Origin of the sequence: Thalassotalea mangrovi (genome assembly GCF_005116735.1) — a bacterium.
GTDB classification, from domain to species: domain Bacteria; phylum Pseudomonadota; class Gammaproteobacteria; order Enterobacterales; family Alteromonadaceae; genus Thalassotalea_A; species Thalassotalea_A mangrovi.
In genome coordinates this window covers 73,508-88,558 of sequence record NZ_SWDB01000032.1, presented here as the reverse complement: position 1 = coordinate 88,558, position 15,051 = coordinate 73,508, and the positions used below count along the sequence as shown (strand labels likewise).

The following is a 15,051-nucleotide window of genomic DNA, read 5'->3' as shown; positions in this document are numbered from 1 at the left end:
AGTTTAGATTCTGGGGTGTCCTGAACTAGCACGATATAAAAAATGGAGTTGTCCTGAACTGGCGGTTTTATTTCGAATCCAGGTGTTTGATCATTTGCACCGATTCGAGGTTGGTGCCATTTTGGGTGGTGAAGGTACTTCTTCCGATCTCGGAAAACCCATGCCGCCTATAAAAGTTTACGGCGTTTAACGAAGAATCTAGTGTCAATGAGTCTATTTGCCGCTCAGCAGCTTGTTGTAGTAAAAACTTCATCATTTCGTGGCCAATATTCTGGCCGGAGTATTTTGGGTGAACAAATAACGCGACAATATTCTTTGCCATTACATCGATGATACCAAAACAAATAACTCGCCTTTCCCGTGTCATCACGTATTGTTGATGACCTTCAGAGCTATTTCGCATAAATCGCTCTGGCCATGGTCTTCCCGCCCAACTTTTTAGCTGCTCTGATGTATACACGCTTTGGCACAACTGATTCGCAGATAAGCGAAAAAGTTTGTCCATGTCTGGGTAATCTTCTAATTTTGCTACACGGATCATTTTTCACGGTTTCATCTGCCAATCCTTAATTAATCATTGCACTTAATCCGTTAAAAATCAGAAAAATATCGGTGAATATTAATTTATGATAACGCTCATTTTGTTTGGCCCGAGTGCGCGAGTTGGTAAGTAAAGACGGGGGCCTGAAACGATTAAATGGTTAATTGCCCAGGGAATAAAGTGAGGTGTCCCAAGTTGGTTTAAAGGATAATCGCCAGGGCAAAAAAGTGGGATGTCCCAAATTGATTTAAAGGATAATCGCCAGGGCAAAAAAAGTGGGGTGTCCCAAATTGGTTTAAAGGATAATCGCCAGGGCAAAAAAATTGGGGTGTCCCAAATTGGTTTAAAGGATAATCGCCAGGGCAAAAAAGTGGGGTGTCCCAAACTGGTTTAAAGGATAATCGCCAGGGCAAAAAAGTGGGGTGTCCCAAACTGGTGTTAATCAGGAATAACGAGATGATTTAACGAATTTAATATTTCAGGTGTCCTTTATTCCTAAAAATCAGTATCTCAGCAGGATAGCTGATAAGAACTTTCATCGATTCATTATCAGGCGCGTTTTAATTTCTTCAGGACTTTGCGCAACTCAATCAATGTTGGGCCACGGAAATAAGAAGTGTCAATATGATAGCTGCTGCCAATCCACAGTGGGTGTTCTACCTTGCTATGACCATGGATCGACAAATCCACGCCCTGATTGCCTTTGCAGTTTTTTGTCGCGACTAATGATTTATCCCATAACAAGGCATCGATAACATCGGCATTAGTCTGATAATCTGCACTCCAGTCCCATTGTTTGGGCCGGGTATGAGACAGACCTATTTTCTTATCACGATAATGCAGCACTATTGACAACGGATGGGTTAAAAACCACTGTGCCATTTCCGTCAGTTGTTTTTTGGCAACTTTCTTGCGCCATTTACCGCCGGCTGCCAGCCAAATCTTTCGCATTTGAGTGTCATTTTGTAATACTGACTCAATCAACATTTGCTCATGGTTACCCAATACCATCAAGGCACCAATCGAGCGCAGGTACTGTACCGTGTCAAAGCTATCCGGGCCACGATTAATGATATCACCAAGACTTATCAGAACATCACTATCTGGCTCAAAGGCTGCTCGCCTGAGGTCGGATTTTAATGACGCCAGGTTGCCGTGAATATCACCAACCACAAACACCCGTTGCTGTTTGGGAACTATCAGGGTTTGCTTGGCTTTGACGGTTAACATGATATCCGACAATGGTATCTCCTCTGACGCAGTCGCCATTGTTCAATTGCGGTTCTGAATTCGAGTATCCCGGATTTAGTCATTACCTGCAAGAACAGCAACACTTGCCTACCGGTTGTAAATCAATGGGCTAATTGTTATTTTGCAATTCCCTGTAAGACAAGCCGTATTGGCAGGTAAAAACGATAAACACTCATGTATTATTTTGCTTATGGTTCAAATATGTCGCTTGCCCGATTAACCGCCCGGGTGCCCAGCGCCATCAAGCTCGGCTGTTATACGCTAGAGCAACACGAATTGCGCTTTCATAAAGCAAGTCATGATGGTTCTGGCAAATGCGATGCGTTTTATACGTCAAATTCAAAACACTTCATTCACGGCGCTCTTTATCGGATTGATCCCGAGCACAAAGCCGATTTGGATAAGGTTGAGGGGCTGGGCAAAGGTTACAACATCAAAACGGTTCGCGTCGTTTCTGACCAAGGTCATGCAGTTAATGCGTTCACCTATGTGGCAACTCACATTGATCATTCCCTCGCCCCTTATAGCTGGTATCTGAACCACGTGTTAATTGGAGCATGGGAAACCAAGTTACCGCAAACCTATATCAAAACCAAAATATCCGCCATCAATGCTATTGAGGATCACAACCTTCACCGGGATAAACACGAACGTGCGATTCATCAACCAGAATAAAAATCCAGCAAAGAGATTTAGGTGAAATCAAACCAATACAAGCTAATCATAGACACCGTATTATTGAGCATGTGAATCGCTATCGGTACATAGAGATTGCCGGTTTTAAGCCGTGCATAACCTAACAGTATCGCCAGTGAAAATACCATGGTTAATTCCAGTGTATTGTACTGGCCATGAATCAGGGTAAACACCACCGACGTTAACAACACCGCGCCCCATTTTCCTGCGACACTGTATTGCAATCGACCAAACATAAAGCCGCGAAATACCACTTCCTCAAACAACGGCGCGACCAGACAAATTGCTAATAGCAACAACCAGATGTGATCAGTCGTGGCTTTCAGATGCAGCATAAACAGCGGCGTATCAATGGCCAGCAAGGTATTTATCGCCCACCAGCAGGCAATGAAGGCGAGTGTAATCAGCGCCCAGCGAGCGAGTTGACTAAAATGCAGGTTTTGTTCAAGACCTAACAACGTCAGTTTATTCGTCACTGGGGTCTTTTGTGTCGCCCAGTAAACAACGGGTAAGGTCACCAGCGCCAGGGCGATTCCGAGCACCGCAACAATATCACCATCGCCTAACCAGTGCTGTAAATCATCGACTTGCCACAAAGTCGTGGCAAAAAATGCGACAAAAAGCGATAACAATAACCCCGGAAGGTATAGCACTAACATCCAGGCAAACGTGGTAAAAAAGAATCTAGGCTTATTCAGATATGAATTGATTTCAATCATCGTCATTGTTTTATGATCCTCATCCCCAGATAACAATAAAGCATAGAAAACCCACTGTGGGTAGTCCCAGATAGTCAACGGAATTGCCTGCTGATGGCAAATCGAAACAACGTCGCCTTATGACATATTATGTCGCATTTTTAAATTCACCCTGCTATAGTGGTTAACATTCTGGCAACAAGCCAATCATTTATTAACCGCTTGCAGAGGTAAATATCGATGGAAAATAGTGTCTTACTGTGGGGTGGTCTCGGGCTACTGATGATGCTTCTGGAAATCATTATTCCCGGTGGGATTATCATTTTTCTCGGCATCTCTGCGGTCATTGTCGCCCTGTCCCTGCAATTTGGCCTGATTGATCACTGGGTTCACGCCTTTACCCTGTGGTTCATTTTATCACTGCTGCTGCTCCTGCTGTTTCGTAATATCACTCAGAAAATGGTTGGCGGCGATACCCGAATCGATAATACCGATGAAGAGTTGGACATGTTTGGCGCCTCTGTCGAAGTTGTCGAAACCATTGGGCCCGGTAATCGTATGGGCCGGGTCATTTTTCAGGGCTCAAGCTGGACCGCACTGGGAGATGGCAGCGAGATCAAACCTGGTGACGCGGCAAAAGTGATTTGTCGGGAAAACATTTCCCTGGTCGTTGAAAAAGTGGACTCGTAACGATTTAACTTTAATAACAAGGAGTAACTAGTGTTAGCTATTTTTACGTTTGTACTGCTAGCGGTGTTGTTTGTCTTATTCAAACTCATCCTAATCGTTGAAATGCGTGAAGTTTGCGTGATCGAGCGCCTCGGTAAATTCCGCGCCGTCATGCAGCCTGGATTGCATTTTTTAATTCCATTTTTCGATCGAGTCGCATATCGCCATGAGACTCGTGAACAGGTACTCGATATCCCGGCACAGAGTTGCATTTCTAAGGATAATATTCAAATCGATGTCGATGGCCTGGTTTATATCAAGGTCATGGATGGTGCCAAAGCCAGTTATGGCATCGAAGATTATCGCCGCGCCAGTGTTAACCTGGCACAAACGACAATGCGTTCAGAGATTGGTAAGCTGAATTTGAGCCAGACCTTTAGTGAACGCGATACCCTCAACGAAACCATTGTCCGGGAAATTGATAAGGCATCCGATCCATGGGGCATTAAAGTGCTACGCTATGAAGTGCGCAATATCACCCCGTCAATGAATGTCATCCATACCCTGGAAAAACAAATGGAAGCCGAACGGCGAAAACGTGCGGAAATTACCCTCGCTAATGCCGAACGCGACTCCGTCATTAATTTATCTGAGGGTCAGCGACAGCAAGCCATTAACCTGTCAGAAGGCGATAAGCAAAAGCAAATCAATGAAGCTGACGGCCGGGCCAAAGAAATCGAAATCATTGCCGATGCCACCGCTAGCGGCATGCAAATGATCGCCGCAGCGGCCAACCAACCTTGCGGCGATAAGGCGATAAAAATGCGCTTAATGCAAGCCTTTATCCAACAAACCGGCGATATCATTAAAGAGGCCGACGTATCCATTATGCCAACCGAAATTGCCCAGTTGGAAGGGTTCTTTAAAGGCATGGATAACGTCACCGCAAACGTTCAGGGAGGCAAATAATGGATATTCAGAACATAGCACCGATGGATGGCCTGGTGATGATCATCTGGGGCATATTATTCCTGATATTGATCATTAAATTTTTTCAGTCGATTCGCCTGGTGCCAACCAAATCGGCTTACATTGTTGAACGCCTGGGTAAATACCACTGTACCCTTGAAGCTGGATTTCATGCCTTATTGCCATTTATCGACCGGGTCGCCTATATCCAGGACCTGAAAGAAGAAACCATTGATGTGCCGCCGCAAGAGTGTTTCTCGATGGATGAAGTTAACGTCGAAGTCGATGGCGTCATTTATATTTCCGTCGTCGATCCGGTCAAAGCCAGTTATGGCATTACCGATTACCGGTTTGCGGCAATGCAGTTAGCCCAGACCACGACCCGTTCGGTAATTGGTACCCTTGAACTTGATCGCACCTTTGAAGAACGAGATCTGATCAGCGCCAAAGTCGTTGAAGTTCTTGACGCTGCCGGGGAATCCTGGGGCATTCGTGTTCATCGCTACGAGATCAAAAATATTTCGCCACCACAAACAGTAAAAGATGCGATGGAAATGCAGGTCAATGCAGAGCGTGAGCGTCGTGCCATACTGGCAAAAAGTGAGGGTGATAAACAAAGCCTGATCAATCGTTCTGAAGGGATCATGCGGGAAATCATTAATGTTTCCGAAGGTGAAAAACAACGTCGCATTAACGCCGCAGAAGGTAAAGCGTCTGAGATTATGGCGTTGGCACGAGCCACCAGTGAATCAATCACTAAAGTCGCGCAGGTGATCAATCAGGATGGTGGCCAGCAGGCCCTGGAAATGCAACTCAGTGAACAATACCTTGCCCAGTTCAAAGGCCTTGGCAAGGCGCAGAATAAAGTTATCCTGCCAGCCAACCTGATGGATTATCAACAATGGATGGATACCATCGGCTTAAATAAAATTAAATCCGGCTAAAGCAAAAAACCCGTTGGCTAACGGATAAAACCCAAAAAAAAGCGCCTGACCGGCGTTTTTTTTTATGGGTAATACCAATCACATTAAGTTTGTGCACAACTCAGAGTTAGCAATAATTTAATGGGATTGGTATAAAAATTAAACCGAATGCCCGGATCTCAGGTGCACCTGTAAAAACGCCCAGCTAGCTTCATCGAAATGGGCGCGCGATAAATAGTGACGGCTACCATCATCAGTAGTAAACACCATCCCCAGCTCGGTATTGTGGGAATCGTTTATCTGTGACCACTGATAATTCAGAGTTTGCTTGCCTCCCTGCCAGGACAGGCCTTCAACCGTCACAACTAACTGGATTTTATCGCCATAGTTACGAGACAACATCTGTCGCGTCACCCACCAGCCACGGGCATATACCTGGCTCAGCATTTCGATAATGGCGAGGATAATAAAGAACGCCCCTAAGTGCTTGCTTAGCCCATCGACCTGAAGTTGAATTATAAAACCGGCAATCAACAGTAATACAAAGGCTTTGCCGTATTTTTGCAACATGGATTGCTCTACCCGAGGGCGGGATTGATCAAAACATTCCCGCAGATAGGCTTTATCCAACTCAAACTCAATCGTGTGGATTTGAGACGTGGTCATACCAGCTTACTTCACCGGGACAATTTTTTTAATTCCCTGGCCATCGATGCCCAGGTAAATAAAGCCATCAGGTGCCTGGTAGACATTACGCACGCGGCCCACATCTTTAAACAGCTTCTCCTGAGAAACCACCTTGTCGCCATCGACTGAAATTAACACCAGGTAGTTAAATTTCATCGAACCGGCCAACATTTTCCCTTGCCACTGTGGGTATTTATCCGAGCTCACAAACGTCAGTCCCGAGGGTGCCAGGGAAGGTGTCCAGTTTATTTTTGGCTGCTCCATGCCTTCTTTTTCGGTCAACTCAGTAAACGATGTACCGCTGTAGTTCACACCATAACTGATAACTGGCCAGCCATAGTTGCGTCCATCACGAATCAGGTTTACTTCATCGCCACCTTTCGGACCATGTTCGGTCGCCCAGATATTGCCTGTCGCCGGGTCCATCGCCATCCCCTGGGGGTTACGATGACCATAACTGTAGATGGCAGGTTTTGCATCTTTGCTATCAACAAACGGGTTATCCGCAGGAATGCTACCGTCTGCTTTTATGCGATAAATCTTGCCGCTGTCTAATGACAGATCCTGCGGGTTTTCATCACGCATACCGCGGTCACCGATAGAGAAAAACAGATCGCCATTTTTATCGAAAACAATACGGCTACCGAAATGCTGGCGCTTGTCGCTGTTTCCTTCGGCTTTATACAACAGCTGCTTATCCACCAGGTTCAGGTCCTGCAATTTAGCACGCATCAGCGCCGTGTTAATGGCCTCACCCTGCTTTGTCGAGTAGGTAAAATATAACCAGCCATTGTCTTCATAATTTGGATCCAGAGCAATGTCGAGTAATCCGCCCTGACCATAGTTGTGAATATCCGGTAATCCGGAAACGGTTTGCTCAAGCAATTTTCCATCGCGAATAATTTTGATTTTTCCTTCACGTTCCGTCACTAGCAAGTCGCCATTTGGCAATTGCACCATACCCCAGGGGATATCGATGCCATCGGCCACTAACACTGCCTGATAGCCGGATTGCAGTTTAGAGTCGACAATCTCCGGGCCGGTGTCTGCCATAGCGGTAACAGATAAAACAGGGCCGGCCAGCAATGCCGTAGCGATAAGTTTTAAAGCGAATTTATTCAACATAAGTACTCACTGAAAGTTGTATTTTCTTTACGATAACATGAACGATGGGTTACCTGACTGCTAGCAATTGTAAACCATGTGTCATTCAGATCACCAGTTCAGTTAAGAAATCATCGCCCTTAGCCTGAATTTTCCAACCAGGCCAGCAGATCCGGATGGTGAAATTGAAAACCCTGGTCGAGCAGTACGGTCGGTTTCACCAGTTTGCCGTCTATATCCTGCTGCACTGAAAATTGCGGGGGATTTCGTTCAAGCACGGCATGCGCCCGTTGATAAAACTGTCGGCGCTGAGGATGCCCGGGCGCAACAACATTGACGGTGGCTGCAGCCAGCGTATGCTGATGTTTGATGAGATAGGCAAGCGCAGCAATAACATCATCGCGATGGACGAAGTTTATGGGTGATTCAGGATTAGTTATAAGCCTGTCCTCGGAGAAAAATCGCCCAGGGTGTCGTTCAGGACCGATAAGGCCGCCAAGACGAACAACCTGAGATTTACTGACTTTACTGGTTAACACCTGTTGTTCCGCCGCGGCTAAAATGGCGGTTTTATCCGTGCTAAGATTGAGCTGGCAGGTTTCATCTACCTCTCCGGACAAACCGTTATATACGGCGGTTGAGCTGCATAAAATCAATTGTTGCACCTGACTGCCAGGTGCCTCGGCATTCACAACAATGTCTTTAATTAATTCCGGGTAATTGGTCAGCCCATGGCGAATTTTGGGTGGTATACAAATGATAACCACCTGGCAGGAAAATATCTTTTTCGCGGCCTGATCATCATCTCGACGCATGCTATTAGCAGATGCCTGGTAACAGACACTGTTCAGGCCCCGCTTTGCCAACTGGGCAGTTTTCTCGGCGCTAGTGGCCGTAACCATGACCTGCGCTCCCTGCGCCTGCAAATGCTGTGCTAACGGTAATCCAAGCCAGCCAGCACCGATAATCGCTACCGATTTATTTTTCATTTTCTGTCCGCCTAACCGCAAACAACCCGCTAAAAGTTGCACATAATCGATCCCCATCAAACACCTTAACAGTGACATTAAAACGGGCTTTACCCTTAGCCTCGAAACGGCTCAGATCGCTTTCATTTTCCGATGTCAGGGTATGGGCAGTCGCATAACCTTGCAGGGGCTGATGATAGCGAATATTGGCATCGGCCAGCACGATATCTCCCGGCAATTGCCGTTGTTGCAACTGCAGATATACCCAGCCCCAGCCAGTTAAGGTCGCCAATGAATATATGCTGCCGGCGAACATCGTGTTATGAATATTCAGATTAGCGGCTCGATCGGCACTTACCACAAACTCTTCACCATCGTAAAAGCAGGGAACTAGCTTTAATGCCTGGGTAATGGGAATAGTGCGATGCCAAACATCACCTAGGGTGGCCAGGGTATCCTGATAATGACTGGGCGCTGTTAGCACCTTGCACATCGAGAAATGTTTTACTTCGCCGTATAGGGTATGTGCTTCGCCAAGCAATTGATAACCGCAGGCGAGATAAAAATCCAATGCCACCTCGCGGGCATTAAGGCAAATGGTGGAAATGCCATTTTTTATCGCCTGCTGCTCTAAAGCCTGCAACAATTGACGGCCTAACCCCATCCCCTGGCACGCCGCATCGACCGCCATGAAACGAATTTGTCCCTGGTTTTGTTGAGATTTGTGCAAACGTCCGACCGCGACAACCTGCTCATTGGCATCGACAATCATCCGGTGAATGCCTTGCGCTTCAAGCTCATCGATTTCCGATCCTGGTGGCTGATGCCAGGGTTTACGTAACAACTGATAGCGTAAATGATGATAGGCGGCGAATTGCGCCGGGGTTTGCGGTTGTTGCAGGGTATAACCTTCGGGTAGTGTCAATTCCATACCTTTCCCCTACATATCCAGCATAAATGTCACTGGCCCGTCGTTTAGCAGTGATACTTTCATATCGGCACCGAACCGCCCGGTTGCGACGTTAATGCCCTGGCTGGCAATATTTTCGGCCAGTTGCAAATACAGAGTTTCGCTCACCGATGGCGCTGCCCCACGGCTAAAACTGGGTCGCAGGCCTTTATTGGTATCTGCCGCAAGGGTAAATTGCGAAACTACCAGTACTTCCCCACCCGTTTGCGCAACGCTTAAATTCATTTTGCCATCAGTATCACTAAACATCCGATATTTGCTGATTTTCTCAGCCATCCGTTGCACGGTTTTTTCCGTATCCGCCTGTTCGATGGCAACCAGTACCAGAATGCCCGGACCTATCTCACCAACGATTGAATTATCAACGCATACACTGGCATGGCTTACCCGTTGTAATAATGCTTTCATTTGTTAATCAGTTAATTGTTCTTTGATAAAAACTGCCATCTTATCAGAAGCCTGGCAGAAGGCATTAATAATTCCAGGCTCAAAGCCGCTGTGACCGGCATCCGGAATAATATTCAAGGTCGCATTTTGCCAGCGTTGTTGGAGCTGATAGGCCCGTTGTAACTGACAAACCATATCGTAGCGACCATGGATAATGATCGCCGGGATATGGCTAATCGTATCGATATGATTGAGCAGGTAGTCCGCTTCAAAAAAACAGTGATGGATAAAGTAATGATTTTCCAGGGTCGCCATTGCCACCGCTGCATGCAGTTGTTCCGGCGTGTCAATGGTCTGGGTATTGGGATGCAGGGTAGATATGCGCTGTTCCCACAAGGTCCATGCTTTAGCTGCCTGATAACGACCAAGTTCATTATCGCTGCTAAGTAACTGTTGATAAGCTTTTACCGGTTCCTGTTGAATGTGAGGCTGCATGGGTGCGAGAAAATCCTGATAATAATCAGGAAAAATAGCCGCCGCACCCTGATGCGAATAAAGCCACTGAACCTCGCTTTGGGTTCCAAGAAAGATACCGCGTAAGATAAAGCCGAGCACATGTTGTGGATACTTGATGCCATAGGCCATGGCCAGGGTAGTGCCCCAGGAACCACCTGTGACCAGCCACTGCTTAACCCCCAGAGCCTGGCGAATCTCCTCCATATCTTCCAGCAAATCCCAGGTGCTGTTATTGGTCAGGCTGGCATGGGGCGTCGAGCGACCACAACCGCGCTGATCAAAAATAATAATTCGGTATTTTTGCGGATCGAAATAGCGCCGATGATCTTCGCTACTGCCACCACCAGGACCACCATGCAGATACAGGACCGGAATACCTCGTCGATTACCGCTTTGTTCAACATAAATACGATGCTCTCCTGACTCAAGCATCTGCTGGTGAAAAGGTTGTATTTTCGGAAATAAAGGCCGCAGCATCGTCATCGCTAAATTGGCATGGAGTTAATCATTAATTTTAGCGGGTTTACTCTTATCGGAGGAAAACTCCTGCAGGCAAACGGTAACTTCGGCGCCAATAAATACGATTAACCAGGATAAATACACCCACACAAATAAAATCGGGATAGTAGCCATCGCCCCGTATATGGCTTCGTAGGTAGGCAGTGTCGTCACATAAATCGCAAAGCCCTTTTTACCCAGCTCAAACAATATCGCGGCGACCAGGCCGCCCCAAAAGGCATGTTTTAATCGAACATGGGTATTGGGTACCACCAGATAAAGCCCCATAAAGCCTGCCAGAGAGGCGAGATAAGGTACCAGGCGCAGCAGTAAACTACTGATGCCACCAAAGTCGACACCGGAAGAATTTACCAGGGCGACAATATACGAGGTCGCGGAAATACTGATCCCTACCAGCAGCGGGCCCAGTGTTAGTATCATCCAGTACAGAGCAAAGGATATCACCGGTCGCCGGGGCCGGTTCACGCGCCAGATTTTATTGAGCGACGTATCAATATTGGAAATCAACATCAGTGCCAGGGCAAACAACACGGTGACTGAAATTGCCGACATTTTCGAGGCATTACTGACAAAGCCATCCAGGTGCTCTCGAACCACTTCCGATGCCGTTGGCATAAAATGGTTAAAGGTAAATTCTTCTATTTTTTCATAAAGCTCTGAGAACAGGGGAAAGGCAGAGAAAATGGAAAACATCACCAATACCAAAGGCACCAGTGACATCAGGGTCACATAGGATAAATAGCCGGAAGAAATCTTAATTTGATCCTCCCGACAGCGATGGAAAAAACGAATCGCAAACGATTTGCTTTGCTGGCCGTAGTTACTGAGCTGTTCCTGAGAAATTAAATTCATTCCATTCCTGAATATTTCGTTGCGGGTGAATATTTTTTGCTGGTAGAGCTCAATTTAGACACTCACCACCGTAGATTGTCCGTGTGTTGATAAACCCAAAGTTGAGCCATAAACCGTCGTGCAGGATTTCTGCTACTGCAATAATGAGCCTGACTATTTTCCGGCTATACTTTTGATTATTAATCAATATAAGCCAATCTACAATTTTGTAAACGTGTATCTTGAGGAGAACGATTATGGCGCAACAAGGTTCTGGCGGTAATGTACTGGCAGCGATTTGCAGCTTTTTTATACCCGGTCTGGGTCAGCTGGTACAAGGTAGGATCTTACCGGCCATTATATTCTTTGTGGCAACCGCAGGCTTGTATGCGACGGTGGTGGCATGGTTTATCGGCGTTATTGTGCACATCTGGGCGATTGTCGATGCAGCTAGATATAAGGGCACCTGAACCGTATAAGGCGAGAGATTGGCTGCTGTTACTCATTACGTTCAGATAAACAAAGACCAGCTAATTAGCTGGTCTTTGTGCATATAAACCAGACGGTAAATTAAACCGCGAAAAATAATCCAACAAATATTGCTGTCAGAATAATGCTTGAGGTGATCACCCCTTTAACCGTCGTCATCGGTCCCTGCTTGCCTACCAGAGCGTTAAGCTCAAGTAGCACGGTGATCGCCAACGCAATGTACAAGGCCGTGGAGCCAACCCCCATGCCGTAGCCGGCATAATGAGGACCCGCTAACATAAAAAATGCCATCGGGCCGGAAAACAGGGTGTTGGTGCGAGATGCCAATAAGGCTTTACCGGCCGCTGCAGGTGCATCACCTTCAACCATACCCAGGGCAATTTTCTGGTTTGGCCATATAATCAGCCAGACATTAAGGAACATCAAGGTACCCAGGGTTGCACCAAGGACAATATAGTCATTGAGCACATTAAGTTTATGAACGCCAACCATGAGTAACAAACCCGTGATCAAGGTAAACATCGCGCCCCATCTGAACCACCATAACGCTTCCGGTGCTAAGTGTTTTTTCGCATCGGCTAAGGCTTCTGGCGTCGCCTTTTTAAAATAGCCACCTTGAATAAAATTAAAATAATACAATAAACCTATCCAGGTGATCCCAAACAGCACATGCCCCCAGCGGGCCAGCATGTTGATCATATCCATTACCGACATAAATCCCCCTATGTTATTATTATTATTCGCAATATTTACTGAAACTCAGGTCTCAGCGTTGCGGTTGAATGCAGCATATCCAACATACCTGTAATCATGATTTTAAGCAAACAGTTGCGTTCAAGTGATTTATTTCTCAGTGTTTTTAAGGCTAGAGGCTGGTAATAGCGAGATTTTTCAGTAAACTATTCGGGATTTTATCCTGGGATTGCTGGCCTGGAAGGAAAAAATTATCCTGCAGCGACATACATCGATCCCTTTGGCGTATGCCTGATTTTGCCCAAGCGGACTTTGTGGCATACCCTTTCTTTTATCTGATTGTTTTATCTTTTCAACTCGGAGATTTCAACATGGCAATTACCTTACCTGCGTTACCTTACGCACAAGATGCCCTTGCACCACACATTTCTGCAGAAACCCTTGAGTACCACTATGGCAAGCACCACAACACTTACGTGGTTAAGTTAAATGGCCTGATTGAAGGTACTGAATTTGCAGACGCGTCTTTAGAAGAGATCGTTAAGAAGTCTTCTGGTGGAGTATTTAACAATGCGGCGCAAATCTGGAACCATACCTTTTACTGGAATTCATTAACGCCAAATGGCGCTGGTAAGCCAGTTGGTGAACTTGCTGAAGCAATCGATGCTCAGTTTGGTTCTTTCGAAGCGTTCCAGGAAAAATTCAACGACAGCGCGGTTAATAACTTTGGTTCAAGCTGGACCTGGTTAGTGAAAAACGCTGATGGTAGCTTGGCTATTGTAAACACCTCTAATGCAGCAACACCGCTGACTGACGAAGGTGTAACACCACTTCTGACTGTCGATTTATGGGAACACGCCTACTACATCGATTATCGCAACCTGCGCCCAGCGTACATGGAAGCGTTCTGGACACTGGCGAACTGGGATTTTGCAAACGCAAACTTCACCGCCTAATCCATCGGACAGTTATAAATAAAGCGACCACAGGGTCGCTTTTTTATTGCCCAAATGGCCCTATTGCTGGTGTTTCAACCTGCATTCGCTCGATTATCAGGGAGTGATACTTGAGTATCTAAAGTGGCTGTCTCGACGGCCAGTCCGGATTATACCAATCACATTAAATTATTGCTCACTCAGTGAGAATTTAAAGGCTTTTAGACAAGACTTTGATTGCAAAGAATGGTTATTCTATTGTCAAAATCAGTAACGCAGGATAAACGCCTTTAAAACTCACCCGCAGGGAGTTTATCAGAGGCCCATTTACGGCCCTATATTTCATTAATATAGAATGACTATATCAATGAAATCTATGTTGTAACTGAACCTCTGCCCTAACTCTGAGTTGTGCACAAACTTAATGTGATTGGTATTAGTTGTCGCAGCTAAACGTGATGGCGTATTAATCGCCGCTCCAATAAAAAACCTAATAGCGACAACACCAATAAAAAGACGCCAACGGCCTGTAGCCACCCATTAATAGTGCGCTCCTGCTGTACCGGCTCACGATAGTGATAGGCACGCCTGCCATCTTCGCTATTGCGAATGAGCAAATCACCGACAAACTCATCCAGATAGAGATAATCGCGGAATCGTCTTTGTTCAATTGATACGCGTAAATTTTCAACTTTAGATTCAAACTCAGGATCATTACGATTTACTAACTGGTGGGCAGACTTGGTAAACACATCCGGATTTTCCCCGTCCTGGAGGATACCATGCGACATATATTGATAACGCGTCTCGGTAAAAATATTACCGTTATAACCGGCATAAAACATCGCAACCGCAAACGCACATAACAGCGCACACAAGGTTAGGTAAATACGTCGGGATTTAATCGATTGCCGCTGATTAACGACCAATCTTTGTGAGATTAGTGGCACCTGCTGTAATCGTCGAAGCTCGGCGGGTGATGATATTGAATCCAGTAACTGGGTCAATGTCAGGTCCAATGCATTGAGGATGGATGTCAGGATTTCATCGGAAGGCAGAGATTTATCATTCTCTAATTTTGACAGGTAGGATTGTTCAATACCTGCCATTTCACTCAATTGTGGTTGGCTTAACTGCTTTTCCTGTCGAGTCTGTTTTATAAGTGTACCTAACGTCATAATCGCTCCTGAAATATTGATGACAGG

General features: G+C 46.0%; 18 protein-coding genes. 6 read left to right on the top strand and 12 right to left on the bottom strand.

Features of this window, described 5'->3' with window-relative positions; translation table 11 throughout:
* Window positions 1–67 precede the first annotated feature (67 nt).
* Together E8M12_RS13625 and E8M12_RS13620 are read right to left on the bottom strand one after the other, a co-directional pair.
* Window positions 68–541, bottom strand: coding sequence for a GNAT family N-acetyltransferase (locus E8M12_RS13625; RefSeq protein ID WP_136736808.1), 474 nt, complete (start codon window positions 539–541; stop codon window positions 68–70).
* Window positions 542–1,090: 549 nt separating this feature from the next.
* Entirely contained in the window at window positions 1,091–1,810 is a 720-nt protein-coding gene (locus E8M12_RS13620) for a metallophosphoesterase (RefSeq protein ID WP_136736807.1), read from the bottom strand.
* 156 nt (window positions 1,811–1,966) lie between these two features.
* On the opposite strand from E8M12_RS13620, the gene E8M12_RS13615 reads away from it, so the two are divergent.
* Window positions 1,967–2,467, top strand: coding sequence for a gamma-glutamylcyclotransferase family protein (locus E8M12_RS13615; RefSeq protein ID WP_136736806.1), 501 nt, complete (start codon window positions 1,967–1,969; stop codon window positions 2,465–2,467).
* A 17-nt stretch (window positions 2,468–2,484) separates the two neighbouring features.
* Here the strand turns inward: E8M12_RS13615 and E8M12_RS13610 are convergent, their stop codons facing one another.
* Window positions 2,485–3,213 carry a CPBP family intramembrane glutamic endopeptidase gene (locus E8M12_RS13610; RefSeq protein WP_136736805.1) on the bottom strand — a complete coding sequence of 243 codons (729 nt, stop codon included), beginning with the start codon at window positions 3,211–3,213 and terminating at the stop codon, window positions 2,485–2,487.
* A 213-nt stretch (window positions 3,214–3,426) separates the two neighbouring features.
* Here E8M12_RS13610 and E8M12_RS13605 point away from each other — a divergent pair, with 213 nt between their 5' ends.
* From E8M12_RS13605 to E8M12_RS13595, 3 genes are read left to right on the top strand one after another with little or no spacing between them, the layout of a single operon-like run.
* The gene (locus E8M12_RS13605) at window positions 3,427–3,876 is read left to right on the top strand and encodes an NfeD family protein (protein ID WP_306416224.1); all 450 of its coding nucleotides are present in this window, start codon (window positions 3,427–3,429) and stop codon (window positions 3,874–3,876) included.
* 30 nt (window positions 3,877–3,906) lie between these two features.
* Window positions 3,907–4,824 carry an SPFH domain-containing protein gene (locus E8M12_RS13600; protein WP_246034150.1) on the top strand — a complete coding sequence of 306 codons (918 nt, stop codon included), beginning with the start codon at window positions 3,907–3,909 and terminating at the stop codon, window positions 4,822–4,824.
* Window positions 4,824–5,768, top strand: a complete 945-nt coding sequence (locus E8M12_RS13595; protein WP_246034149.1) for an SPFH domain-containing protein — start codon at window positions 4,824–4,826, stop codon at window positions 5,766–5,768. Before E8M12_RS13600 ends, E8M12_RS13595 begins: the two co-directional genes overlap by 1 nt.
* Window positions 5,769–5,906: 138 nt before the next feature.
* On the opposite strand, the gene E8M12_RS13590 is transcribed toward E8M12_RS13595, so the two are convergent.
* From E8M12_RS13590 to E8M12_RS13560, 7 genes are all read right to left on the bottom strand, one after another.
* Window positions 5,907–6,413, bottom strand: a complete 507-nt coding sequence (locus E8M12_RS13590) for a hypothetical protein (RefSeq protein WP_136736803.1) — start codon at window positions 6,411–6,413, stop codon at window positions 5,907–5,909.
* A gap of 6 nt (window positions 6,414–6,419) precedes the next feature.
* A complete protein-coding gene (locus E8M12_RS13585; protein ID WP_136736802.1) occupies window positions 6,420–7,559 on the bottom strand; it encodes a PQQ-dependent sugar dehydrogenase in 1,140 nt (379 codons plus the stop codon).
* A 119-nt stretch (window positions 7,560–7,678) separates the two neighbouring features.
* Window positions 7,679–8,527 (bottom strand): NAD(P)-binding domain-containing protein, encoded by an 849-nt coding sequence (locus tag E8M12_RS13580; RefSeq protein ID WP_169303144.1) that lies wholly within the window; start codon window positions 8,525–8,527, stop codon window positions 7,679–7,681.
* Window positions 8,517–9,437, bottom strand: a complete 921-nt coding sequence (locus E8M12_RS13575) for a bifunctional GNAT family N-acetyltransferase/hotdog fold thioesterase (protein ID WP_136736800.1) — start codon at window positions 9,435–9,437, stop codon at window positions 8,517–8,519. The genes E8M12_RS13580 and E8M12_RS13575 overlap by 11 nt, the downstream gene beginning before the upstream one ends.
* Before the next feature lie 9 nt (window positions 9,438–9,446).
* Window positions 9,447–9,884 carry a D-aminoacyl-tRNA deacylase gene (dtd, locus tag E8M12_RS13570; RefSeq protein ID WP_136736799.1) on the bottom strand — a complete coding sequence of 146 codons (438 nt, stop codon included), beginning with the start codon at window positions 9,882–9,884 and terminating at the stop codon, window positions 9,447–9,449.
* A 3-nt stretch (window positions 9,885–9,887) separates the two neighbouring features.
* The gene (pip, locus tag E8M12_RS13565) at window positions 9,888–10,856 is read right to left on the bottom strand and encodes a prolyl aminopeptidase (RefSeq protein WP_246034148.1); all 969 of its coding nucleotides are present in this window, start codon (window positions 10,854–10,856) and stop codon (window positions 9,888–9,890) included.
* Window positions 10,857–10,880: 24 nt separating this feature from the next.
* Complete coding sequence (locus tag E8M12_RS13560; RefSeq protein WP_136736798.1) at window positions 10,881–11,750, bottom strand: virulence factor BrkB family protein; 870 nt, start codon at window positions 11,748–11,750, stop codon at window positions 10,881–10,883.
* A 236-nt stretch (window positions 11,751–11,986) separates the two neighbouring features.
* On the opposite strand from E8M12_RS13560, the gene E8M12_RS13555 reads away from it, so the two are divergent.
* Entirely contained in the window at window positions 11,987–12,199 is a 213-nt protein-coding gene (locus tag E8M12_RS13555) for a hypothetical protein (protein WP_136736797.1), read from the top strand.
* 100 nt (window positions 12,200–12,299) lie between these two features.
* Here E8M12_RS13555 and E8M12_RS13550 read toward each other — a convergent pair whose 3' ends face one another.
* On the bottom strand, window positions 12,300–12,932 hold the full coding sequence (locus E8M12_RS13550) for a urate hydroxylase PuuD (RefSeq protein ID WP_246034147.1): 633 nt from the start codon (window positions 12,930–12,932) through the stop codon (window positions 12,300–12,302).
* Between the two features lie 350 nt (window positions 12,933–13,282).
* Here E8M12_RS13550 and E8M12_RS13545 point away from each other — a divergent pair, with 350 nt between their 5' ends.
* Window positions 13,283–13,867, top strand: coding sequence for a superoxide dismutase (locus E8M12_RS13545; RefSeq protein ID WP_136736796.1), 585 nt, complete (start codon window positions 13,283–13,285; stop codon window positions 13,865–13,867).
* Between the two features lie 428 nt (window positions 13,868–14,295).
* Here E8M12_RS13545 and E8M12_RS13540 read toward each other — a convergent pair whose 3' ends face one another.
* Window positions 14,296–15,024: a helix-turn-helix domain-containing protein gene (locus tag E8M12_RS13540; protein WP_136736795.1), complete on the bottom strand. Its 729-nt coding sequence runs from the start codon at window positions 15,022–15,024 to the stop codon at window positions 14,296–14,298.
* Window positions 15,025–15,051: the final 27 nt, after the last annotated feature.